Below are 20,425 nucleotides of genomic sequence, written 5' to 3' on the forward strand. Positions count from 1 at the left end.
CGGCGTAAGTAGAGCACGTACGGTGTAAGTTCTGTCAAGCCGAACGAGGAGGACCAGGAACCGGATGGCACGACGCGACCCGCTGAACCGCGAGAAGATCCTGGACGCCGCCCTGGCCCTGGCCGCCGAGGAGGGCTTGGACGGGCTGTCCATGCGGAAGCTGGCCAAGTCCCTGGGCATCGAGGCGATGTCGCTCTACAACCACGTCTCCAACAAGGCCGACATCCTCGACGGCATCGCCGAGCGGGTGTTCGGCGAGATCGACTGCCCCGACCCCGCCCTGCCGTGGCCGGACAGGGTGCGCGCCCTCGCGCTGAGCATGTACCGCGCGTTCAGCCGTCACCCCGTCATCCCCCTCGCGCTGGCCACCGACCAGGCCAACCCGACGTCCGAGACGGCGCTGCGGCCGATCGACGCCCTCGTCGGCGCCCTGTTCGAAGCCGGCTTTCCCGACGACGACGTCCGCCGGATGCTCACCGCCGTCAACAGCGCGATCTTCGGGTCGCTCCTGCTGTCCACCGGCGGGTTCACGGTCGACGACTTCCCCGCCGAGGCCGGTGGCACGCAGGTCGATCTGTTCGCCCGGCGGATCGATCCGGCCCGCCTTCCCCACTTCAGCCGTCTGCTGACGACCCTGCCGGCGGCCGACCCTCAGGCGGACTTCGAGCGCGCCTTGGACGTCCTCATCACGGGCCTCATCGCGGCAGCGCCCGGCGGCGCCTCGGGGTGACGCCCGGCCGGTCGACGTCCGTGCGGTTCGGATCGCCGCACCCGGCATCGCTCCGCCGGTCATAATCATGATCATGACGCCGCCCGACCAGACGCCCCCCGCAGCGCCACTTCACGCGAGCTACGCGGAAGCATGCGCGAGAGCGCGGGAGCTGTGCGTCGAGCACCTGGGCGAGCACATCGGAACGCAGGTGGCGGCGCTCGCGAAGCCGGCGTTCGGGCTGCGTCCGGTGAAGCCCGGCATCGCGGCCGCAGGACACAGCCGGTGGGGCGGCCCGGCGTTGCTGAATCCCGGCACGCCGTGGCCGGAGTGCGAGGGCGTTCCGCTGAGCCTGTTCGCGGTCCTGGACGTCGACGCCCTCGGCCCCTGGCTCGGCGACGAGCGCCCACCCGCCGGCGACGGGCTCCTCAACGTCTTCTACTGCGATCCGGACATCGAGCGCGGATACCGGCTTGAGGAGGCTCCTCTCCTCGGCCTCGAGGATCCGCCGTACTGCCGGATCATCCCCGCGGACCCCGCACGGGCGACCGAGGTGGAGGCGCCCGCACCGGCGTCGATCCACGACCCTGAGCCGTTCTACGCGGTGCCGGTCGTGACGCTTCCGTCAGCACGCGGCGTCAGCTACGACCGGATTCTCGACACACTGGACTACGGCGGGGAGACGGAAGGGTCCATTTACTACGGGTCGATGCCGGGCTGGCTGGTCTCCGACCGCTTCGGTGATGCCTGGATCGAGTTCTGCGAGAAGAAGCAGGGCCTTTACAAATACGAGGACGTGTACTTCTCGCCCGACCAGGCGTTCGGCTGGCCGCACCTGGAGAACGGCTTCGCGCTACTGGATGAGATGTCGAAAGACGAGCCCTACCGCCACATCATCACCATCGGACACTATGACCTGGGCGACGGCGGCTACCTGCATTTCGTCCTCCCGGCCAACGCGCTCCGTGACGGAGACTACGAGCAGGTCGTCGCCCTGTACGAAGGTTTCTAGTGCTTTGACTGCATAGGTTGACCGGTTTGGTCAGGCTGCCGCGGGGAGAGGGCGTCCGCTCCAACGGAGCGTCGACGTACTCCTGCACAGAGTCGATGCAACCCATTGTGGTCCTCCGGCGAACCCCCGCTGCTGCGGCTCGGCCGGTCGCGCCCGACCGCCGCGGCTTCATGGCAGGGCAAGGGCGAGCGGCACCAGCGGCCCGCTCCCGGCCGTCAGGCGGCTGATCAGGGCAGATTGGAGAACTGGGGCGGGAGTATCTAGGGTCAGCACGTGGCTTTCATCATGGTGTGCGAAGACGACGCGGCGGTCCGCGGCGTCCTCAAGCGCGCCCTGGAGCACGACGGCCACACCATCTCCGTCGCCGCCACAGCCGACAGCCTGCTGCGGCAGCTCGCACCGGCACCCCATCTGGTCGTCCTGGATCTCGGGCTCCCGGACGCCGACGGCCGCGACGTCTGCCTGGCCCTCCGGGCTCGCGGCGTCGACGCGCCGGTGTTGATGCTCACCGCCTTGGACGGCCTGCATCACAAGGTGGGCGGCTTCGAGGCCGGCGCCGACGACTACATGACCAAACCCTTCGACATCCCGGAACTGCTGGTCCGCGTCCGAGCGCTGCTGCGCCGGGCCACCGTGGCGCCCGCACCGCGCGAGGTCGTCCTCGATCCGGCGAAGCACGTGGTGACCTACGACTCGGTGAGCAAGAGCCTGACCCCGACCGAGTTCCGGCTACTGGGCCGCCTGATCGCCTCGCAGGGCGACGCGGTACGCCGCCACGCCCTCATCGCTGCCGGCTGGCCGCACGGAGCGCAGGTCAGCGACAACACCCTCGACTCCTTCGTGCGCCGGCTGCGGACCAAGCTCGGTCCGCTGGGTGTGGCCGAGCGTCTGGCGACCGTCCGCGGCGTGGGCTACCGATGGCAGTGACGAGATTCCACGGGAGGGTCGTCGCGCTCACTGTGCTGATCGCCACCGCCGTGGTCGCGATACTGGTCGTGGTCTCGCACGTGTTGCTGAGCCGGGTGACGGACGCCGACGCGCACGATCTGGCGCGTACCCGAGCCGAGGCGGTCGCGGCGAACGTCACCACCATGGGCGGCCGTGTCGTGCTGACCGAGAACAGCAGCGAGGCGCTGGACGAGGTCGCCTGGGTGTATGCCGACGGCCGCCTGATCGACGGGAACGTACCGGCAAGCGTGGTCGAGCGCGTCGAGGCGCTGGCAGGCTCACGGCGATCGCAGACCGCCGCCGTCGACAACTACCTCCTGTACGCGCAGGAGGTCCCGATCGACGGCCACCACGTCATGGTGATCGTCCGGGTGAACCTCACGCCCTACGAGACATCCGAGCAGCACAGCCTGACCTTGTCGCTGATATTGGGCGGCATCGCAATCCTCCTCGCCGGCGGTGTCGCGCACCTCGTGGTGCGCCGCGCGCTGCGGGTCGTGCACGAGATGGCCGCCCTCGCCGACGACTGGGGCCATCACGAACCCGGGCGCCGCTTCAACCTCGGAGTCCCCCGCGACGAGTTCGGGGAACTGGGGCGGACCCTGGACCACCTCCTGGAGCGCGTCGACAACGCGCTGGCGGACGAGCGCCGGCTCACCGATGAGATCGCCCACGAGCTGCGGACACCGCTCACGGTCCTGCGGGGCGAGGCGCAGCTGGCGCAGCTGTCCGGCGAGCCTGTGGCGCCGGAGGCGGTGCTGAGCGAGGTCGACCGCCTCAATGCGGCGATCTCGACGATTCTGCGCGCCGCGCGCGCACGGACAGACACCGGGACCCGGTGCGACCTGCGCTCTGCCGCGCGGCAGGCGATCGCCGGCCGCGCGGTCGAGGTCGCCTTTCCCGCGAAGGTCGAGGTCGCCGTGGCGGCCGACGTCGCCGTGTCGCTACTGTCTCCCCTGCTGGAGAACGGCCTGCGGCATGCGCGGTCGCGCGTGTGGATCAACGCGCGCATCCAGGGTGAGGCAATCGTGGTCGATGTCCTGGACGACGGCCCCGGGTTCGATCCCGCTGAGGTCGACCGGGTCTTTGAAGCGGGTGTGACCAGCGGTGAGGGGTACGGCCTGGGGCTGCCGGTGGTCCGGCGCATCGCCGCCTTGGCCGGGGTGGAGGTCCGCGCGATCGCGGACGGCCGCGGTCACGTCGAGGTGATGCTCCCGGCCGCGCATGCGGCCACGTAGTCAGGTTGCTTGCAGGTTCCCCCCGCGAACCTCCCTGCATGACCACGACAACCGAAGCACGCACGCGCAGCGGGCGGCTCATGCTCAACAAGGTCCCCGAGGTCACCATCTGGTTCTGGGTGATCAAGGTCCTGTGCACGACGGTCGGTGAGAGCTTCGCCGACTGGATCAACACCCAGCTGGGCGTCGGCCTGGTGAACACGGCCTGGATCTTCACCGCGGTCCTCGTGGTGGTCCTGGCCGTCCAGCTGCGACTCAAGCGGTACGTACCATTCGCCTACTGGCTGACCGTGGTCGTTGTCAGCGTCACGGGCACCTTGTACACCGACATCCTGACCGACCAGCTGAACGTGCCGCTGTGGATCAGCTCCGCGGTCTTCTCGGTGCTGCTCGCGGTGGTCTTCGGCGTGTGGTGGCTGCGCGAGCGCACGCTGTCGATCCACTCGGTCACCACGCTCTCGCGGGAGTCGTTCTACTGGCTGACCGTCCTAGTCACCTTCGCGCTCGGCACCGCGACCGGCGACTGGACTCTGGAACTGACCGGCTGGAGCCCGGGCGTCTCAGTGCTGCTGCCGCTCGGCCTCATCGCGGCGATCACGGCGCTGTGGAGGTTCGGCGCGAACCCGGTGCTGTCCTTCTGGCTCGCCTACATCCTGACCCGCCCGCTGGGCGCGAACATCGGCGACTGGCTCGCCTCCCCCAAGGTCGCCCAGAACCCAGGCGACCCGACCGGTCTCGCGCTGGGCACGTTCACCACCAGCCTGATCTTCCTCGGCCTGATCCTGGCGACGGTGGTCTACCTGACGGCGACGCGCTCGGATGTGACCGAGACGTACGAGGCGACCCACGCCATACAGGTCACCAGCAACCCGCGCAAGGAGCGCATCGCGCTGCCCGGCTTCGGATTGCTGGCCGTCGCCACCGCGGCCCTGCTGGTCTGGGCCCACGGTCAGCCGCACGTCGGCCCGGCGCCGGAGGCCGATACCACCTCCACCGTCCAGCTGCCTCCCGGCCAGGCGGTGAAGAACTTCCCGCCCGCGAAGGTCGCCGCACTGCGGACCCTCGCATCGACCTCGCTCACGGACGCACGCTCGGGGGACGCGACCGGGGCCCACGCGGCCGCCCAGTCGCTACGTGACCTGTGGGATGCCGACCAGGCCTCGCTGCAGCCGCTGGACGAAACCGGCTGGACCTCCATCGACGCCCAGATGGACAAAATGCTCAAGACCTTCGGCATCGACCACCCGAACCCGCCGATGCCGCCGGCGCAGCAGGAGAGCGAACTGAACGCCCTCCTGGCGGACCTGGGCTGACAGACCGCACAGCGCCCAGCCACCCCACCCGGCCGACGGGCTCAGCGTGCCGGGCTGCGGACGCCCTCTCGCCGCGGCAGCCTGACCAAACCGGTCAACCTATGCGGTCAAAGCACTAGCCGCCATGGAAACGCCGACTGGCTGGGCCCGCCGCACGGGCCCAGCCATCTGAACCGAGGTCCGAAGGCGCCTGAAACCGTACGGACCGTTGCCCTCAGACCAGCAGGAGGGTCTTTCCCACGGCAGTGCGGTCTTCGATCGCGGCGTGTGCGTCGGCGGCGCGTTCCAGAGGGAAGGTCTGCCCGATGATCGGCCGGATGAGCCCCGCAGCCGCTTTTGACATCATCTGCTCAGCCCGCCGGACCACATGTGGCCCGAAATCGAAGAGCTGCTCGATGCCTATCACTTCCACGTTCTTGTGGCGTGCCACGGCGGGATCGATGATCGTGGCCTCGCCGCTGGAAGCGCCGTGCACTGAGAAACGGCCGCCATGGGCCGTCACCTCGAACGCGGCCCGCCCGATCTCCCCTCCGACGCCATCGAACACCACGTCCGGTCCCGCGCCACCGGTCGCTTCGAGTACGCGCTTTGTCCAGCCTGGTTCGGAGTAGTCGATCACGGCATCGGCGCCCAGATCCCGGATCAGGCCGAGCTTGCGCGATCCGCGGGCGGCTCCGACGACCCGCGCGCCTGCCGAAAGGGCCAGCTGCACCAGCAGGCTGCCGACTCCACCGGCCGCCGCTTCTACCAGCACCCATTCACCGGGACGGACCTTGGCCCTCTCGGTCAGTCCCAGCGCGGTACTGCCATCGCTGTGCAGCGCGGTGGCCTCCGGCAGGCCGAGCCCGTCCGGCACCGGAAACAGGTCCTCAACCGCGGCCACTGCTCGTTCGGCAAAACCACCGGTCTCACCTGTGCCTGCGATGACACGCCGCCCCGACCACGTCGGATCCACCTGGGATCCGACTGAGCTCACACGGCCCGCCACCAGACCGCCCGGAACGTAGGGCACCTCTGGCCTGGCATGCCATTTGTCGGTGCCTCGCCGGATCTGCGTCTCGACGAACGTCACGCCCGCGACCGCCACCTCGACCACGACCTGGCCTGGCCCGGCCACCGGATCCGGCGCCTGACCCGGCACCAGAACCTCGGGACCCCCGAATCGTGTCACCCGAACCACCCGCATACCGCTCGCTCCTGAGTGTTACCAACGCGGACACTCAGAGCATGCAACCTCAACCACCATTGAGGTCAACCACAAGCCGTCACGGATTGAACACGGGGGCGATCCAATCTACGCGAAGGGAAGGTGGCCGGTGAAGGCCGTTTGGAACCCCGCGTTCTGCGCGAGGTGCTCCAGATAGCGTGGGTCGCTCACCTCGAGGCTGGAGTAGGTGGACGCGCCCCAATCTTCGTCGTCCTCATCCGAGTCGTCTTCGCTGATCTCGAACGAGACGATGATCTCTGCGGTGCGACGTGCGAACTCGGTGGGCTGGGGAGCGAGCATGATGTAGCGGACTCCCTAAGACGTTGCCCTCGGTGGACAGGTAGTTGTCGCGATAGTCGAAGCGGGGGCAGTCGCCGAACATCAAGAAGTGGTACTTCATCTGCTCGGACCGACGCGCAAACGCACCTAGGCGCCGGATCCGTCCTTAGGGCGGCGGTCATGGAGGATGATCCAGAAGCGATCTTCGTCGCGGCATGGACGGTCGGGTACACCGCCGTTGGCGAGAATTACGCGGCGGGACGCCTCATTGTCGTGGGCGCAGGTGAGGAGGACTCGGCCGAGGCCGAGTTTCCCGCACTCCGCCAGCCCGGCCGCGAGCATTCGCGTCGCGTGTCCACGCCGACGCCATGGAGTGACGATGTGATAGCCGATGTGGCCGCCGGCCTCGGTCAGTTCAGATGTCAGCTCATGCCGGACGATGAGCGTGCCGAGGTAGTGCTCTCCGGAGACGTACCAGAAGGTCGTGGATGGTACGCCCCAGCGGATGTGCACGCCGCGCCGCCCGTCGACGAAGGCGTCGAAATCGTCGAAGGCAGGATCGAGCCACTCGGTGGATCTTTTTTCCGCCGAGCAGTCGGCTCGTTCACCCACTAGGAACGACTCACGTACGGCCGTCGTCGGCGAGACCAGGCGCGGCGGCTCGAATAGTTCGGTCATGTTCTCCGATCGTCAGTGCCGGATGAATCCCTTGAAGACGTCGCCTTCGGTGGACAGGTAGTTGTCGCGGTAGTTGAAACGTGGGCAGTCGGAGAACATCAGGTACCAGTACTTCATCTGTTCCGACCACCAGTAGCCGGAGGTCAGGTCGCCGAGCTTCGGGGGCGTCGTCGTGACGTCCGCGACGATGGTCCAGCCGTTCGCGACGCGGGAGTAGCGCTTCTGGGTGAGGTAGTAGTCGTAGGCGCGCTCCCGGTACATCTCCTTGCCGGTGATCAGCCAGAGGTTGAACGCCGAGTCGACGTACTCCGGGCGTAGCTGGTTGCCCTTGTCCGTGGCCGTACCGGTGCCGTAGTCGTAGCCCTCGGGCAGCAGCGGATAGGTCTTCAGCGCCGACGTCCACGCGTCAAAATACGCCTCGCCGTCGCGCAGGTGGCCGCTCTGGCCCAGCAGGCCGGCGTAGAAGGCGGTGAGCTCGGAGGTCTCGCGGCCGAGGGACGCACCGGTCGTCATGTCCGCCTTGTGGAACCACAGGTGACCGCCGTACTGCTCCTTCTCGTGGCGCAGGATCGCGGCGGTGAGCGTGTCGTACCAGAGCTTGAGATCGCGGTCGCGGAACAGGTCCCAGCCGTCCCACAGGTACTCGAAGAACGAGTCGACCGGCGGGTCGACCCGGGAGGAGGTGTCGGTCCAGGCGCCCGTCTCGATGTTGAGGCCGCTGCCGACCAGGTCCAGCGGCGAACGCCGGTCGTACACCGCCTTCAGCGCCTTCTTCGCGGCGTTGTAGTAGCGGTCGTCGTGGACGAGGCGGGAGAGGGTACCGAACTCGGCGATGATCGTGCCGATCTCGGCGAGCACGTTGACGTTGCCGCTGACCTTGCCGGTGTGCGGGTTGACCAGCCGGTACGGCATGCCGGTGGGTGACGTCGTGAAGCAGGGGAGCAGGATGTCGGCGATCTTCTTGGCGTTGTCGAGGAGGGTCTTCTCGCCGGTGGCCAGGTAGCCCGACAGCAGGCCGCCGACCATGCGGATGTTGGTCTCGAAGACCTGGACGTCCGCGTTGACGCCGGCGAAGTCGAGGTTGTCCCTGATCCATCCGATGCCGTCGGTGAGCTCGTCGTCCAGGCCCATGAGGTAGAGGGTGCCGAGGCCCTCGACGATCGAGAGGCCGACCGGGTGGTTCTTGTCGAAGAACTCGCTGTACCCGCCGCTGACGGGCAGCAGCTGGTCATGGCCCCAGGCGTAGCGCCGGTAGGACTGCCAGGCGTGCCGGAGTTCGCTGCGGACGTCGTCCGCGACGGGATGCCAGTTCCGGGAGGGGCGCGCGGGCGTGGCGGCGCTCGCGACACCGCCGGGAAGGGCCGTCGCGGCCAGGCCGCCGAGTGTGAGGGTGCCGAGGAAGGTTCTGCGGGAGAGGGGGCTGGGGGCTCTCATCGTTCACCACCTTGAGGGATGACAACGTTGTCGTCCTATCACCCCGTGAGGCGTGTGACGACCTCTGTGACCGATGTCGGCCTTTGAGGTGTACGGGCGGCGGTGATTCGGCGGCGGTCGGCTCTCCGGCGGCGGCCGCTCAGCGGGTGACCGGATCGGCGACTCCCGGGGACCCGACGGCGGCCCCGGAAGAGGCGCCGATCGACCCGGCGACGAGGATGACGAGGAAGGCGAGGACGCCGCCCGCGCCGGCCACCGCGAACGCCGCGCGGACGCCGCCCGCGTCGCTCGCCAGCCCGGCCAGCGCCGCGCCCGCCGAGCCGCCGACCCCGAACGCCGTCACGAGCCACGCGAACGCCTCCGTCACCGTGCCGCGCGGCGCGAGGTCGTCCACCAGCGTGAACGAGCAGGCCAGCACCGGGGCGAGGAACACCCCGCTGGTCACCGCCAGCACCGGCATCACCGGCATCCCGGGCGCCCACGCCAGGGGCAGGTAACCGGCCGCGAGCCCCGCCATCAGCAGGACCAGCCGCCGGTACGCCGGGCCGGTCCGGGGCCGCAGCCCGTACAGGATCCCGCCGATCAGCGCCCCGGCGGACATGAGCGTGAGCAGGAGTCCGGAGGCGTACGAGGCGTGGCGCGCGTCGGCGTAGGCGACCGCCGCCACGCTGATCACCCCCAGTGACACGCCGACGCACGTCAGCGCGATGATCAGGACCCGTATCCCGGAGGAGCGCAGCGGGCCCGCCCAGTGCCCGCCGCCCGGCTCACCTGTCCACGCCCGCGAGGGCCGGGACGTGGTGATCACGAGCGTGCCCGCCACCCCGAGCGCGCCGGTCAGCAGCAGCGCCGCCCCGGTCGAGACGGCGGTGGCGGCGATCACGAGGAGGGGGCCGACCGTGAACAGCAGCCCTGTGCCGCCGCGTCCAGCGCGTACGCGGCCTGGACCTCGGCGGGGCCGTTCAGGACGGACGGCCACAGCGCCCGGAGCCCGGCCTCGAGGGGCGGCGTGGCGAAGCCGGCCAGGACGACCGCGGCCGTCGCGACCGCCGGCGACCGTACGCCGAACACCGTGAGCAGCGCGAAGCCCGCCGCGGCGGCCATCGCCGCGGAGGCGAGGATGCGCGGCTGACCGTACCGGTCCATCGCGCGCCCGAGCACGGGCTGACCCGCCGCCATGGCCAGGCCGTACACCGCCGACAGCACGCCGGCCAGCGTGTACCCGCCGCCGTGGGCCCGGGCGAACAGCACGATCGCCAGCGGCCCCATGCCGTTCGGCAGCCGGCCGAGGAGGGTGCCGCCCAGCAGGCGAGCCGCGTACGGCTTCCGCAGGAAGTCGAGATAGGAGCGCATCGAACCCTCGTCATACGTATTACTAACCTGTCCGGTCATACGTATCACCGATCCGCGCGCAGGTCTAATCTTTTGTCGTGCCCAAGAGACCGACCAGCCGAGACGTGGCCCGGGCCGCCGGAGTCTCCCAGTCCACCGTCTCGATCGTGCTGGCCGGAAAGGCCGAGGGCCGGGTCAAGCCCGAGACCCGGCAGGCGGTGCACGACGCCGCACGGCGGCTCGGCTACCGCCCCAACCTCGCCGCCCGCAACCTGCGCCTCGGCCGCACCCGTACGGTGCTGCTCGTCGTCCCCACGCTGACCGGCCCCGTGTTCGGCCCCATCTACGCCGGCGCGGCCGAGGTCGCCGCCGCGCGCGGCTTCGGCCTGGTCGTCCACCCCTGGCCCGACGACGCCGGCCCGGCGCGCAGCCAGGTCGACACGCAGGCCATCGAGGGCGTCCTCGCCTCCTCCATCGTCGGCGGCCTCACCGACTTCGACGACCTGCCCGTCGTCGTGATGGACAGCGACCCCGCCGACCCGGCACCCACCATCAACTTCGACGTCGCGGGCGGCATGCGCGCCATCGCCGGGCACCTGGCCGGGCTCGGGCACCGCCGGATCGGCCACCTCGCCGCCGCCGTCGACGCCTGGACCTTCCACGAACGGGGCGCGGCGCTCGCGGACGCCTTCCCCGGCTCACTCGCCCGTCACGGCACGCCAATCGACGTGGCCGCCGCGCGCCAGGCCGCCCTCGAGATGCTCGACCGACCCGACCGCCCGTCCGCAATCGTCTGCGACGACGACGTCATCGCCGCCGGCGCGTACAAGGCGGCCCGTGCCCTGGGCCTGGACATCCCCGGCGACCTGTCCGTCACCGGCTTCGACGACGTCCTCCTCGCCACCGCCCTCGAACCCGAGCTGACCACGGTCCGGCTGCCCGCCGAGCAACTGGGCGCGACCGCCATGACCGCCCTCCTCGAACTCCTCGACGGCCGCCGTCCCGCCGACACCTCACTCCCCGGACAACTGGTCATCCGTTCCTCCACCGCTCCGCCGCGCTGACTGCTACGTTTCTCGCCATGAAATCTGGCAATACGCGCGCTATTTACAAAGCGGGCGTCATGCTCGCTCTCGTCGTCCCGCTCGCGCTGGCCGGCCCTGTCGCCACCGCTTCGGCCGCGGCGCCTGCGGCGGCGCTGAAAGGCTGCAGCAAGATCAAGGTCGACAAGGACCGTAAGGGCGTCACCGGTTACTGCGGCAAGAGCGCTGGCGCGAAGAAGTATTAGGTCTGGATGTGGTGTGCGAAGAATGGCACCGGAAAGACGAAGATAAAGAACGGGCCGCTAACAAAGGTCGGCAAGAAGTCGCACATCCGCTGCCAAAAGGGCCTGTCCCTGTGGAAGCATTCGGGCAACACGAATTACGGCCTGCAGTAACTGATCCGTCCGCCGGCGAGGCCGCCCGGGCCGGACCCCGGGTGATCTCACCAAGGAAGCGCACGGCCCTGCATTCGGAGTCACAGGGGCAGCGAGTCCAGGAGTTCACGGCCGTGCGGCCACTGGCCCAAGCCGCTGGCGGAGTTGATGTGTCCGTACGCGCCCGCCAGGTGCCATCGCGCCTCCCACCGCGCCGCGAAGTCGATGGCTGCCTCGGGGGTGCAGTACGGGTCGTTGGCGCTGCCCACCACCAGGGCCGGGCACGGCAGTGGTTGTGCGGACACCTCGATGAACGTCGAGGCCGCCTGGCGTGGGAACGCCGGTCCCTGTGGGTCGGGCGGTGCGACCAGGAATGCGCCGTCCACCGGGCTCGATGGGTTCTTGCCCAGCCAGGTGGACGCCGCCCAGCAGCCCAGGCTGTGGGCGACCAACACAACGTGGCCGTCATGCTGAGAAGCCTCGTCGTAGGCCTCCTCCACGGCATTGACCCAGTCATCCAGCTCGGGCGCGGACCAAGAGGTGGGGGAGATCCTCACCGCTGAGGTGCCCCACTGCCGCTCCCACAAGGTCTGCCAGTGCTGCCCATCCGAGCCGTCGATACCCGGGATTATGACGTACGCGGCCACTGCCCACCACCGTTTCACTCGTCGACCCCTGCGACCATGGGGACGCCTCGCTCACATTCTGTTGGAAGCATCAGAACGGTGGCCGCGGCCCAAGTGATCTCAAAGAAGATGGTGCGCACAACGATGGAATCACTCGACCGGATCGACCGGGACATCCTCGCCTTGCTCCATGCCGAAGGCCGGTTGACCGGTGCCGAGATAGGGCGCCGCGTTGGACTCTCGCAGCCTGCGGCCAGCGCGCGCATCCAACGGCTGGAGAAGAAGGGCGTCATCACCGGCTACCGAGCCGTGATCGATCCCGCGGCGCTCGGTCTGAACATTCACGCGGTCATCCGGCTGCGCACCACGCATGCCCAGCTCTCCCGAGCCCTGGATTTGGCTTCCCGGATCCCGGAGGTCGCCTCCACCTTGAGAGTCACCGGGGAGGACTGCCTCATCTTCGACGTGCACTGCCCGCAGGCGGGACGACTCGAAGAAGTCGTCGACGCACTTGCCCGTTACGGTCCTGTCACCACATCCCTCGTGCTCCGCGCCTACCCCCCGAGGTCGCTGACCGACGCCACGGCAACGACGTCTTGACCCGTGCGGTCGGTCCCGGACATCGCGGCGGCCGCTCGACATCGGCGCAGACGTAAACCACTGGGCGCCCGTCGTTCTCCTCGACCCTCCAGAAGTGCGCGATCCCCGCCTCCGCGTATCGCGGCGGCTTCAGCTTCCGGTCGCGCTCCTCCGACTCGGGGGAGACCACCTCGACGACCAGATGCACCTCATCGGGCGCATAGAAGGTCCGGTTGAGATCATCTGCCGCAGCGTCGTCGATGACGAGGACGTCGGGGCAGGGCCGCGTGCGGTGCCCGAGCTTGACGTCCATCCGCCCCACGGCGCACGTGGCGTCCGGCGCCTGACCGCTGATTTCGGTCACCAGCCCGTGAAGCGTTCGCTCGTGGAATCGACTCTGGGGCGCCGCGAAGATGAGGGCCCCATCGATGAGCTCAAGCTGCTCGAAGAAACCGGGTTCGCCGTTCGGGCCGTCGGAGGGCAGCCGGTCCATGTCATCGGCGGTCCATCCCCATGGTGGCGGAGACGGGGGGTGCTCGAGCGCGTCGCGGATGCGCTGGCGACTTTCCGGGTTCATGCGAATATTCTCCGTGATGGGAGGGGCTGTCGTCAGGCGGATCGGGGCGGCGCGGCAGACTGGCGGACATGACGTATGAGGCCGCCGAGAACAGGTACGAGAGCATCCCCTACCGCCGGACGGGGCGCAGCGGGCTGAAGCTGCCCGCCGTGTCGCTGGGGCTGTGGCACAACTTCGGGGACGACAAGCCCCTCAACACGCAGCGGGCCATCCTGCGCCGGGCGTTCGACCTGGGCGTGACCCACTTCGACCTCGCCAACAACTACGGTCCTCCGTACGGCTCGGCGGAGACCAACTTCGGGCGGATCTTCCGGGAGGACTTCCGGCCGTACCGCGATGAGATCGTGCTGTCGACCAAGGCCGGCTACGACATGTGGCCCGGCCCGTACGGTGAGTGGGGGTCGCGGAAGTACCTGCTGGCCAGCCTCGACCAGTCGCTGAAGCGGATGGGCGTGGAGTACGTCGACGTCTTCTACAGCCACCGGTTCGACCCGGAGACGCCCCTCGAAGAGACGATGGGCGCGCTGGACCACGCGGTGCGCTCGGGCAGGGCGCTGTACGCCGGCATCTCGTCGTACTCGGCGGAGCGCACCGCCGAGGCCGCCGCGATCCTGCGCGACATGGGCACGCCGCTGCTCATCCACCAGCCGTCGTACTCCATGCTCAACCGCTGGATCGAGGGTCCCCTCCTGGACACCCTGGATCAGGAGGGGGTCGGCTGCATCGCGTTCTCGCCGCTGGCGCAGGGCATGCTGACCGACAAGTACCTGAACGGCATCCCCGAGGGTTCACGGGCCGGCCAGGGCAAGTCGCTGTCCCCGGACCTGCTCACCGACGAGGCCCTCAGCCACATCCGTTCGCTCAACGAGATGGCCGAGAAGCGCGGCCAGTCGCTGGCGCAGATGGCCATCGCCTGGACGCTGCGGGATCAGCGGGTCACGTCGGCGCTGATCGGGGCGAGCAGCGTGGCGCAGCTGGAGGACAGCCTGGGCGCGCTGAAGCGACTCGACTTCAGTGACGACGAACTGGCCACCATCGACCGCTACGCGGTCGAGGCGGGCATCAACATCTGGGCCGCCTCCAGCGCCCACTGACGCCCTATGCGGTGATGAGCAGGGTGGCCGCGCCCGCGCCGATGAGCGCGGCCGCCCACACCCGGTCGAGGTTGAACCAGGCGCGGCGCAGGATGGCCAGCCCCACGACCTCGTACACGATGACGGCGATGGTGCCCGCGACGACGAACATGGCGAGCGTGTGCACGCCCGTCACGAAGATCGCCGCCATGACGGCGTTGCCCGCGCCGGAGGTCATGCCGTGGGAGTGCCCGGGTACGGTCACGGCGCCGTGGGTCAGCACGGGCAGCAGCATGAGCCCGGCCCCGTGCGCCGAGGACATGAGGAAGGACCAGCAGGCCAGCTGCCAGAGCGTCAGCCGCATGCCCACCCAGCGGAAGTGGCGGCTGGACAGCAGCCGCCACAGGCCGAACCCGACCAGCAGCACGCCGCCGCCGATCGACAGGATCCGGGAGGTCACCACCGATCCGGTGAGCTCGACGACGGCCGCGACCAGGAACACCGACGCGGCGTGCCCGGCGGCGATCGCGGGCAGCGACTGCAGCACGAGCGCCCGGGACCGCTCCTGCAGGCCCCGGGCGACGGCGAACAGCCAGCCCATGCCGGGGTTCAGCCCGTGGAAGGCGCCGAGGGCGACCAGAGCCACGAGCGACCCGTCCTTCATCGTCATGGGTAGCAGTAGGAGTCGGAGGACGCGTCGCCGCCCTGGAGACGGACCTGGTGCGGGCGCAGCCCGCGGAAGTCGTCGCCGTGCGGAAAGAACCGCTCGTCGAAGGTGAACTCCGCGCCCGAGTCGAGCTTGGCCGCCCACGCGCCGACGCCGTCGGGGTAGAACTGGTCGTCCCACGAGCCGTACAGCGAGTTCGTGACGTACACGCGCTTGCCGTCGCGGCTGACCTCGACCATCTGCGGGCCGCCGGCGAGCGGCCGGTCCGGTGCCGCCGGGTGCGGGGTGCGGCGCGTGATCCCGCCGATGCGCACCGACCCGGCCTCCACCGGGTTGAACGGGTCGGACACGTCGTAGCGCTTGAGCTCGCCGGTGCCCCAGCACGAGACGTACAGGTGGCGGTCGTCCACCGACAGGTCGATGTCGGTGACGAGCGGCGGCACGGCCCCGAACGGCGCGATCACCGGCGGCAGGTCTCCTGAATCAGCAGGCTCGGCCGGGATCGTGATGACCTTGCGGGCCTTGAACTCGCCGTCCTCGCGGTACCAGAGCCAGACCGAGGCGGACAGGTCCTCGACGCTGACGACGACGCCGGCGAAGCCGTACGTCTTGGTCGGGTCGTGGGCGGGCCGTAGCTCGAGGACCATCTGGTGCTCGTCGCCGAGGTCGACGGTCTGGACGTGGCGGCGTTTGCGCAGGTCCCAGAAGTGCAGGCGGTGGCCGTACTTGCGGCCGAGCAGCAGCTCGGCGTTGACGCCGTCCTCGATCATCGAGGGCGTGCCCCACTCGGAGGTGATCATGACGTCGTGCGCGATGTGCCACCAGAAGTCGTACGCGAGGTGCTGCGGCCCCCGGTCGGCCTCCCACGCCCCCAGCACCTCGAAGGAGGTGTGGTCGAGCACCGCGACGCCACCAGGCCCATCACTGCCGTCCGCGCCGCCCAGCGCGGAGACGTACAGCCCGTCGGGGCCGCAGTGGACGGTGTGCGGCCGGGAGTAGCCGGCGCGCTCGGCCAGCTCCTCCGGCTCGATGACCTTGACGATCGACGGCTTGAGCGGGTCGTCCTTGACGTCGATGACGTAGAGCCGGGAGGAGCGGAGGCCGGGAACGATGAGGTAGCGGCGCTCGACGTGGGGATGCGGGGCGTTCGGGCACAGGGCGCTGCTGCAGGCGTTCCACCCGAAGTGGTGCAGCTCGTCACCGGTGTAGGGCAGGTCCCGCCAGCCGACCACGCTGCCGTACGAGGTGGACTCCGGATCGACGTCGACCACGGCGAGGGCGTCGGGCCTCTCGGCGGACCGGTCGAACGCGACGATGTAGGCGAGCGTCTCGGGCGGAGCGTTCACCGCTTCGCGGGGGGACGGGTAGAAGGTCGGATCCGGTCTCCACAGAGCCATTCCACGCTCCTTCGGACGACGATGTCGTCACGCACCGTGCAGGCGTCCTTACCCGCCATCCTGCCCGAAAATCCCTATCGACTCAATGGGGAATCCGGTGCCGCCATAAACCACGATTTGTCCTGACTCTCGGACAACTGTTCCGTAAGTGTGCAACCGTGAACCCCATGGCACCGGAACCTCTCCCACCCCAGGTTCCCGGCGGCGCCGGACCGCGGCCCGAAGACGGGCCGCAGGACGTGTCGCAGGAGCCCGGCTCGGTCTCCATCGATGCGAGCGTCCCCCCGGCCGCGAAGAAGATGATCGAGGAGGCCCGTTCCCAGCTCGGTTACCACGAGGCCGCCAACGGCCACACGAAGTACGGCCAGTGGTACGCCGACCGGCACCACGACCCCTCGTTCGCCGACGCCAACTGGTGCGACATGGGCCTGTCCTGGTGCGCGGCGCAGATCGGCGCGGGTTCCGTCGTCGGCGAGTACGCCTACACCCCCTGGCACGCCCAGTGGTTCGCGGACCACAAGCACTGGGGCACCCGGCCGCACGTCGGCGACCTGGTCTTCTACGACTGGGACGGCGGCCACTCGATCTCCGGCATCGACCATGTCGGCCTCGTCGAGTCGGTACGGACCGACGGGCGGATCGTGACGATCGAGTTCAACACGAGCGACGCCGTGAGGCGGCGCGTCCGCACCCCCGCGGGCATCGTCGTCGGTTACGGCTCCCCCGACTACCGATCCCTGGAGGACGACATGGCCGAAGTGGTCAGCCTCGGCGCCGGCGCGCAGCAGCAGGTGCCGGCGTCCAAGGACATCTCGATCCAGTTCCACAAGGAGTACTCCGACAGCCACGGCCACCACTCCCCGGACGGCTTCTCGATCACCACCGGCGCGACGATGTGGGCGGTCTGTGACGCGATCGTCCAGGTGACCGGCCTGCGGGCGAACGATGCGGTCGACATCGCCTGGTCCCGGATGAAGCCGCCCGCCAAGGCCGGCGACCCCTGGACGGTGCTGGACGACGCCTGGCGCACGCCGTTCCGCGCCGCGCCGGACGGGAGCCTGCGGGCGCAGCTCGGCGGCCAGGTCGGTTTCGACAAGGACACCCGCCTGCGGCTGCGGGTCTACAACCACAACGCCTACCCGGTCACCGTCGCCTCCGTGCTGGCCAAAGTGGCGTTCTTGAGGTACTAGACCGCATGAGGCCGATGAGGTGAGCGGGCACCCGGGTGACGAACCCGTACCTCCGATGCTGGCACAATCAGCTCGCGTGACCGACCTCGTGCAGCTGCTCACCCCGGAGGGGGAGCGGATCGACCATCCCGGGTATCCCTTCGAGATCAGCGGGGAGGAGGCCCGGGGCCTCTTCCGCGACATGACGCTCGTCCGCCGGATCGACGTCGAGGCGATGGCGCTGCAGCGGCAGGGCGAGCTCGGCCTGTGGGCGCCGCTGCTCGGGCAGGAGGCCGCGCAGATCGGCACGGCCCGCGCGCTGCGCCCGGAGGACTTCGTCTTCCCGAGCTACCGCGAGCACGGCATCGCGTACGTCCGCGGGGTGCCGCCGGCGAACCTCCTGGAGCTGTGGCGGTGCGTCTCCTACGGCGGCTGGAACGCCGAAGACCACCGGATGGCCGGGTACGCGCTGGTGATCGGCGCGCAGACACTGCAGGCCGTCGGCTACGCCATGGGCGTGCAGCGCGACGGGGCCTCGGAGGCCGTGCTGGCCTGCTTCGGCGACGGCGCGACCAGCCAGGGCGACGTCAACGAGGCGTTCGTCTGGGCCGGCGCGCAGAACGCCCCCGTGGTGTTCCTCTGCCAGAACAACCAGTGGGCGATCTCCGCACCGCTGGAGACGCAGGCCCGCGTGCCGCTCTACCGCCGCGCGGCCGGCTTCGGGTTCCCCGGCGTACGGGTGGACGGCAACGACGTGTTCGCCAGCCTGGCCGTGGCCCGTACGGCCCTGGAGCGGGCGCGGAACGGCGAGGGGCCGACGCTCATCGAGGCCTACACCTACCGGATGAGCGCCCACACGAGCTCCGACGACCCGCGGCGCTACCGGGCCGACGCGGAGCTGGAGGAGTGGCGGCTGAAGGACCCGATTGAGCGGCTCCGGGCGTACCTCACCAAGAACGAACTGGCCGACGACGCCTTCTTCGAAGCCCTGGACGCCGAGGCCGACGAGCTCGGCCGCCGCGTCCGCGACGAATGCCGGGCCCTGCCCGACCCGGACCCCCGCTCGATGTTCGACTACGTCTACGCGGGCGCGCACGAGCAACTGGCCGAGGAGCGGGACGCGTTCCTGGCCTACCTCGACACATTCGCCGACTGACCGCCATGATGGAGAGGACGACCTAAGCTGGAGTCGCTTCATCGATCGACGTGGCGGCTCTGGTAGGGGAATGCCGACCTCAGGCCGGAGGCCGCTTCACCGATCGACATGGCGGCTCCGGGAGGGGCGACGCCGACCCACGGCCGGCGTTCGTCTACGATTTCAGGGTCTCGGCATCCGCGGTGGTGAATCCGGCCGACAGCGGCCCGCACCACCGGCACTCCAAGGAGAATCGTTGAGCAGCCCGAGTACCAAAGACAACCTGGATCTCGCCGAGAGCGCGCGGGATCTGGCCGACCAGGCGCCGGCCGGGTCGCTCGAGAAGGCCGCCGCCGGGTCCGTCGCCGTGACCTGCGCGACCACTCGTGACTTCGAGCAGGCCCGCACCGTCCTGGGCGGTCTCGTGCCCGAGGACGTACGGCGTGCGGCGATCGAGCTCCTGGACCAGCTCGCGGCAGGCCACCGCTGACCCGCATGTCACCCGGCTGACGCGGCCGCGCTCGCTCTCGCGGCGGCGAAGCGTGCTGTAACGGTCGTATGCGCGGGCGATGACGGGTCCATCCGGTCGTGCTGCGCCAGCAGCGTTGGATCGTCGGGATCGCCGTTCTTACTCACCGCAGAACGGTAACCGAGTTGGGTGCGGCTCGTTCGGACGGTCGCGCGACAGAGGTGCGTGGGCCATCATTTCGGCATGCGGAAGATGGGCGGTGAGGCGCCTCGGCTGAGTGAGCACCACAAGGCCGTGGTGCGGCGGCTTCTGGTCCAGGGCAAGCGGGTGGAGGCCATCGGGTTCTTGCAGGCCAAGACCGGGGCCGACAGGAAGACCTGCCGGAAGCTGGTCAAAGAGGTGGAACGGGCCACGCCGCCGCGGCGCAAGGAGCGGGCGCAGACCAAGGCGAAGTCGGATGGGGAGTCGTCTGGGATGTCGTTGCCGGGTTGCCTGGGGACGATCGGGTTCGTCTTGGTGTTGATCGTCTTCTTTGTCGCGGCGAGTTCCGTACTGGGTCGGCTGCGGGGAGGCGTCAACAGCTCCGACGAACCGCTGCCGCCTTATGCCGTCTCGATTCCGGTGATGGGGGTGGGGCTCGCGTTCGTCCTTTTCGTAGGGCCGCCCCTGCTCCGGCGGTTGGCCGGGATCGGGCCCAAGACCGCTGGGGCGCCGGACTTCGTACGGGCCCTCGGGGTCGTGCCCATGCTCTTGCTGATCCCCCTCTTGATCGTTGGCGGGCCCAAGCGTCCTGCACACGCGCCGGTCCACGCCACCAGCCCGATGGAGCTGCTAGTGGTATTCCTCGGCATCCTGGCCTCGGTACCGCCGATCCTCGCCGCGATGTCCAGCCGCTGGTGGGTGGTGACCGGGTCGATCGTCATCTGGCTCGCCTGGGCGATCGCCGTTTACAACACGCAGTACGGTCTCAGTGCGATCCCTGCGTGCATTCAAGTCCTCGCCGGTATCGCTGTGGCCTACGTACTGAATCCCGGACCCAAGACCGCCGGGTAGGGCGCTCGGCGAGGTCCTCACCTGGCCGCAGAGCGTCCGCCAGGCCCGTCGTGCCGCACGAGGCCTGGTCACCGTATTCGGCCAGGACGGGAGGCTTGAACCGAGCGCGGACT

Annotated in this window: 23 protein-coding genes; 13 read left to right on the forward strand and 10 right to left on the reverse strand. The window is 69.4% G+C overall.

Going from position 1 to position 20,425, the window contains the following annotated elements; translation table 11 throughout:
* The first annotated feature begins 64 nt into the window (after positions 1-64).
* From AB0I04_RS00425 to AB0I04_RS00445, 5 genes are all read left to right on the forward strand, one after another.
* Complete coding sequence (locus tag AB0I04_RS00425) at positions 65-730, forward strand: TetR/AcrR family transcriptional regulator C-terminal domain-containing protein (RefSeq protein ID WP_360876570.1); 666 nt, start codon at positions 65-67, stop codon at positions 728-730.
* 73 nt (positions 731-803) lie between these two features.
* Positions 804-1,721, forward strand: coding sequence for a DUF1963 domain-containing protein (locus AB0I04_RS00430; RefSeq protein WP_360876573.1), 918 nt, complete (start codon positions 804-806; stop codon positions 1,719-1,721).
* 273 nt (positions 1,722-1,994) lie between these two features.
* Positions 1,995-2,648 carry a response regulator transcription factor gene (locus AB0I04_RS00435; protein ID WP_360876576.1) on the forward strand — a complete coding sequence of 218 codons (654 nt, stop codon included), beginning with the start codon at positions 1,995-1,997 and terminating at the stop codon, positions 2,646-2,648.
* Positions 2,639-3,907, forward strand: coding sequence for a HAMP domain-containing sensor histidine kinase (locus AB0I04_RS00440; protein WP_360876579.1), 1,269 nt, complete (start codon positions 2,639-2,641; stop codon positions 3,905-3,907). The genes AB0I04_RS00435 and AB0I04_RS00440 overlap by 10 nt, the downstream gene beginning before the upstream one ends.
* Positions 3,908-3,945: 38 nt before the next feature.
* Positions 3,946-5,220: a hypothetical protein gene (locus AB0I04_RS00445; RefSeq protein WP_360876582.1), complete on the forward strand. Its 1,275-nt coding sequence runs from the start codon at positions 3,946-3,948 to the stop codon at positions 5,218-5,220.
* A gap of 214 nt (positions 5,221-5,434) precedes the next feature.
* Here the strand turns inward: AB0I04_RS00445 and AB0I04_RS00450 are convergent, their stop codons facing one another.
* The 6 genes from AB0I04_RS00450 to AB0I04_RS00475 all read right to left on the reverse strand — a co-directional run bounded on the left by AB0I04_RS00450 (position 5,435) and on the right by AB0I04_RS00475 (position 10,171).
* A complete protein-coding gene (locus AB0I04_RS00450; protein WP_360876585.1) occupies positions 5,435-6,406 on the reverse strand; it encodes a zinc-binding dehydrogenase in 972 nt (323 codons plus the stop codon).
* A gap of 108 nt (positions 6,407-6,514) precedes the next feature.
* Positions 6,515-6,727, reverse strand: coding sequence for a hypothetical protein (locus tag AB0I04_RS00455; RefSeq protein ID WP_360876588.1), 213 nt, complete (start codon positions 6,725-6,727; stop codon positions 6,515-6,517).
* Positions 6,728-6,853: 126 nt separating this feature from the next.
* The gene (locus AB0I04_RS00460) at positions 6,854-7,384 is read right to left on the reverse strand and encodes a GNAT family N-acetyltransferase (protein ID WP_360876591.1); all 531 of its coding nucleotides are present in this window, start codon (positions 7,382-7,384) and stop codon (positions 6,854-6,856) included.
* A gap of 12 nt (positions 7,385-7,396) precedes the next feature.
* A complete protein-coding gene (locus tag AB0I04_RS00465) occupies positions 7,397-8,818 on the reverse strand; it encodes a glycoside hydrolase family 47 protein (protein WP_360876593.1) in 1,422 nt (473 codons plus the stop codon).
* 139 nt (positions 8,819-8,957) lie between these two features.
* On the reverse strand, positions 8,958-9,701 hold the full coding sequence (locus tag AB0I04_RS00470) for an MFS transporter (protein WP_360876596.1): 744 nt from the start codon (positions 9,699-9,701) through the stop codon (positions 8,958-8,960).
* A complete protein-coding gene (locus tag AB0I04_RS00475; RefSeq protein WP_360876599.1) occupies positions 9,698-10,171 on the reverse strand; it encodes an MFS transporter in 474 nt (157 codons plus the stop codon). Before AB0I04_RS00475 ends, AB0I04_RS00470 begins: the two co-directional genes overlap by 4 nt.
* Before the next feature lie 77 nt (positions 10,172-10,248).
* Here AB0I04_RS00475 and AB0I04_RS00480 point away from each other — a divergent pair, with 77 nt between their 5' ends.
* Positions 10,249-11,214: a LacI family DNA-binding transcriptional regulator gene (locus tag AB0I04_RS00480; protein ID WP_360876602.1), complete on the forward strand. Its 966-nt coding sequence runs from the start codon at positions 10,249-10,251 to the stop codon at positions 11,212-11,214.
* 17 nt (positions 11,215-11,231) lie between these two features.
* On the forward strand, positions 11,232-11,438 hold the full coding sequence (locus tag AB0I04_RS00485) for a hypothetical protein (RefSeq protein ID WP_360876605.1): 207 nt from the start codon (positions 11,232-11,234) through the stop codon (positions 11,436-11,438).
* Positions 11,439-11,668: 230 nt separating this feature from the next.
* Here AB0I04_RS00485 and AB0I04_RS00490 read toward each other — a convergent pair whose 3' ends face one another.
* On the reverse strand, positions 11,669-12,214 hold the full coding sequence (locus tag AB0I04_RS00490; RefSeq protein ID WP_360876608.1) for an alpha/beta fold hydrolase: 546 nt from the start codon (positions 12,212-12,214) through the stop codon (positions 11,669-11,671).
* A 78-nt stretch (positions 12,215-12,292) separates the two neighbouring features.
* Between AB0I04_RS00490 and AB0I04_RS00495 the strand changes: the two genes are divergently transcribed.
* Positions 12,293-12,793, forward strand: coding sequence for an Lrp/AsnC family transcriptional regulator (locus tag AB0I04_RS00495; RefSeq protein ID WP_360876611.1), 501 nt, complete (start codon positions 12,293-12,295; stop codon positions 12,791-12,793).
* Here the strand turns inward: AB0I04_RS00495 and AB0I04_RS00500 are convergent.
* Positions 12,723-13,349, reverse strand: a complete 627-nt coding sequence (locus tag AB0I04_RS00500; protein ID WP_360876614.1) for a Uma2 family endonuclease — start codon at positions 13,347-13,349, stop codon at positions 12,723-12,725. The two genes, AB0I04_RS00495 and AB0I04_RS00500, sit on opposite strands and share 71 nt — an antisense overlap.
* Positions 13,350-13,417: 68 nt before the next feature.
* Between AB0I04_RS00500 and mgrA the strand changes: the two genes are divergently transcribed.
* Positions 13,418-14,443: an L-glyceraldehyde 3-phosphate reductase gene (mgrA, locus tag AB0I04_RS00505; protein ID WP_360876617.1), complete on the forward strand. Its 1,026-nt coding sequence runs from the start codon at positions 13,418-13,420 to the stop codon at positions 14,441-14,443.
* A 4-nt stretch (positions 14,444-14,447) separates the two neighbouring features.
* Here mgrA and AB0I04_RS00510 read toward each other — a convergent pair whose 3' ends face one another.
* Together AB0I04_RS00510 and AB0I04_RS00515 are read right to left on the reverse strand one after the other, a co-directional pair.
* On the reverse strand, positions 14,448-15,086 hold the full coding sequence (locus AB0I04_RS00510) for a hypothetical protein (protein WP_360877595.1): 639 nt from the start codon (positions 15,084-15,086) through the stop codon (positions 14,448-14,450).
* Between the two features lie 2 nt (positions 15,087-15,088).
* A complete protein-coding gene (locus AB0I04_RS00515; protein WP_360876620.1) occupies positions 15,089-16,486 on the reverse strand; it encodes a selenium-binding family protein in 1,398 nt (465 codons plus the stop codon).
* 167 nt (positions 16,487-16,653) lie between these two features.
* On the opposite strand from AB0I04_RS00515, the gene AB0I04_RS00520 reads away from it, so the two are divergent.
* The 4 genes from AB0I04_RS00520 (at position 16,654) to AB0I04_RS00535 (ending at position 20,312) form a co-directional block, all read left to right on the forward strand.
* On the forward strand, positions 16,654-17,676 hold the full coding sequence (locus AB0I04_RS00520; protein ID WP_360876623.1) for a CHAP domain-containing protein: 1,023 nt from the start codon (positions 16,654-16,656) through the stop codon (positions 17,674-17,676).
* Positions 17,677-17,752: 76 nt separating this feature from the next.
* On the forward strand, positions 17,753-18,811 hold the full coding sequence (gene pdhA / locus AB0I04_RS00525) for a pyruvate dehydrogenase (acetyl-transferring) E1 component subunit alpha (RefSeq protein ID WP_360876626.1): 1,059 nt from the start codon (positions 17,753-17,755) through the stop codon (positions 18,809-18,811).
* Between the two features lie 235 nt (positions 18,812-19,046).
* A complete protein-coding gene (locus AB0I04_RS00530; RefSeq protein ID WP_360876629.1) occupies positions 19,047-19,280 on the forward strand; it encodes a hypothetical protein in 234 nt (77 codons plus the stop codon).
* Between the two features lie 222 nt (positions 19,281-19,502).
* On the forward strand, positions 19,503-20,312 hold the full coding sequence (locus AB0I04_RS00535; protein WP_360876631.1) for a hypothetical protein: 810 nt from the start codon (positions 19,503-19,505) through the stop codon (positions 20,310-20,312).
* Positions 20,313-20,425 lie beyond the last annotated feature (113 nt).

This window comes from Actinoallomurus sp. NPDC050550 (genome assembly GCF_040655075.1).
Classification (GTDB): domain Bacteria; phylum Actinomycetota; class Actinomycetes; order Streptosporangiales; family Streptosporangiaceae; genus Actinoallomurus.

Excerpts from the sequence above, each read along its gene's own strand:
- AB0I04_RS00425 (WP_360876570.1), top strand. The coding sequence starts at position 65 with ATGGCACGACGCGACCCGCTGAACCGCGAGAAGATCCTGGACGCCGCC.
- AB0I04_RS00430 (WP_360876573.1), top strand. The coding sequence starts at position 804 with ATGACGCCGCCCGACCAGACGCCCCCCGCAGCGCCACTTCACGCGAGC.
- AB0I04_RS00440 (WP_360876579.1), top strand. The coding sequence starts at position 2,639 with ATGGCAGTGACGAGATTCCACGGGAGGGTCGTCGCGCTCACTGTGCTG.
- AB0I04_RS00445 (WP_360876582.1), top strand. The coding sequence starts at position 3,946 with ATGACCACGACAACCGAAGCACGCACGCGCAGCGGGCGGCTCATGCTC.
- AB0I04_RS00450 (WP_360876585.1), bottom strand. The coding sequence starts at position 6,406 with ATGCGGGTGGTTCGGGTGACACGATTCGGGGGTCCCGAGGTTCTGGTG.
- AB0I04_RS00455 (WP_360876588.1), bottom strand. The coding sequence starts at position 6,727 with ATGCTCGCTCCCCAGCCCACCGAGTTCGCACGTCGCACCGCAGAGATC.
- AB0I04_RS00460 (WP_360876591.1), bottom strand. The coding sequence starts at position 7,384 with ATGACCGAACTATTCGAGCCGCCGCGCCTGGTCTCGCCGACGACGGCC.
- AB0I04_RS00465 (WP_360876593.1), bottom strand. The coding sequence starts at position 8,818 with ATGAGAGCCCCCAGCCCCCTCTCCCGCAGAACCTTCCTCGGCACCCTC.
- AB0I04_RS00475 (WP_360876599.1), bottom strand. The coding sequence starts at position 10,171 with ATGCGCTCCTATCTCGACTTCCTGCGGAAGCCGTACGCGGCTCGCCTG.
- AB0I04_RS00485 (WP_360876605.1), top strand. The coding sequence starts at position 11,232 with ATGAAATCTGGCAATACGCGCGCTATTTACAAAGCGGGCGTCATGCTC.
- AB0I04_RS00500 (WP_360876614.1), bottom strand. The coding sequence starts at position 13,349 with ATGAACCCGGAAAGTCGCCAGCGCATCCGCGACGCGCTCGAGCACCCC.
- mgrA (WP_360876617.1), top strand. The coding sequence starts at position 13,418 with ATGACGTATGAGGCCGCCGAGAACAGGTACGAGAGCATCCCCTACCGC.
- AB0I04_RS00510 (WP_360877595.1), bottom strand. The coding sequence starts at position 15,086 with ATGAAGGACGGGTCGCTCGTGGCTCTGGTCGCCCTCGGCGCCTTCCAC.
- AB0I04_RS00515 (WP_360876620.1), bottom strand. The coding sequence starts at position 16,486 with ATGGCTCTGTGGAGACCGGATCCGACCTTCTACCCGTCCCCCCGCGAA.
- AB0I04_RS00520 (WP_360876623.1), top strand. The coding sequence starts at position 16,654 with ATGGCACCGGAACCTCTCCCACCCCAGGTTCCCGGCGGCGCCGGACCG.
- AB0I04_RS00535 (WP_360876631.1), top strand. The coding sequence starts at position 19,503 with ATGCGGAAGATGGGCGGTGAGGCGCCTCGGCTGAGTGAGCACCACAAG.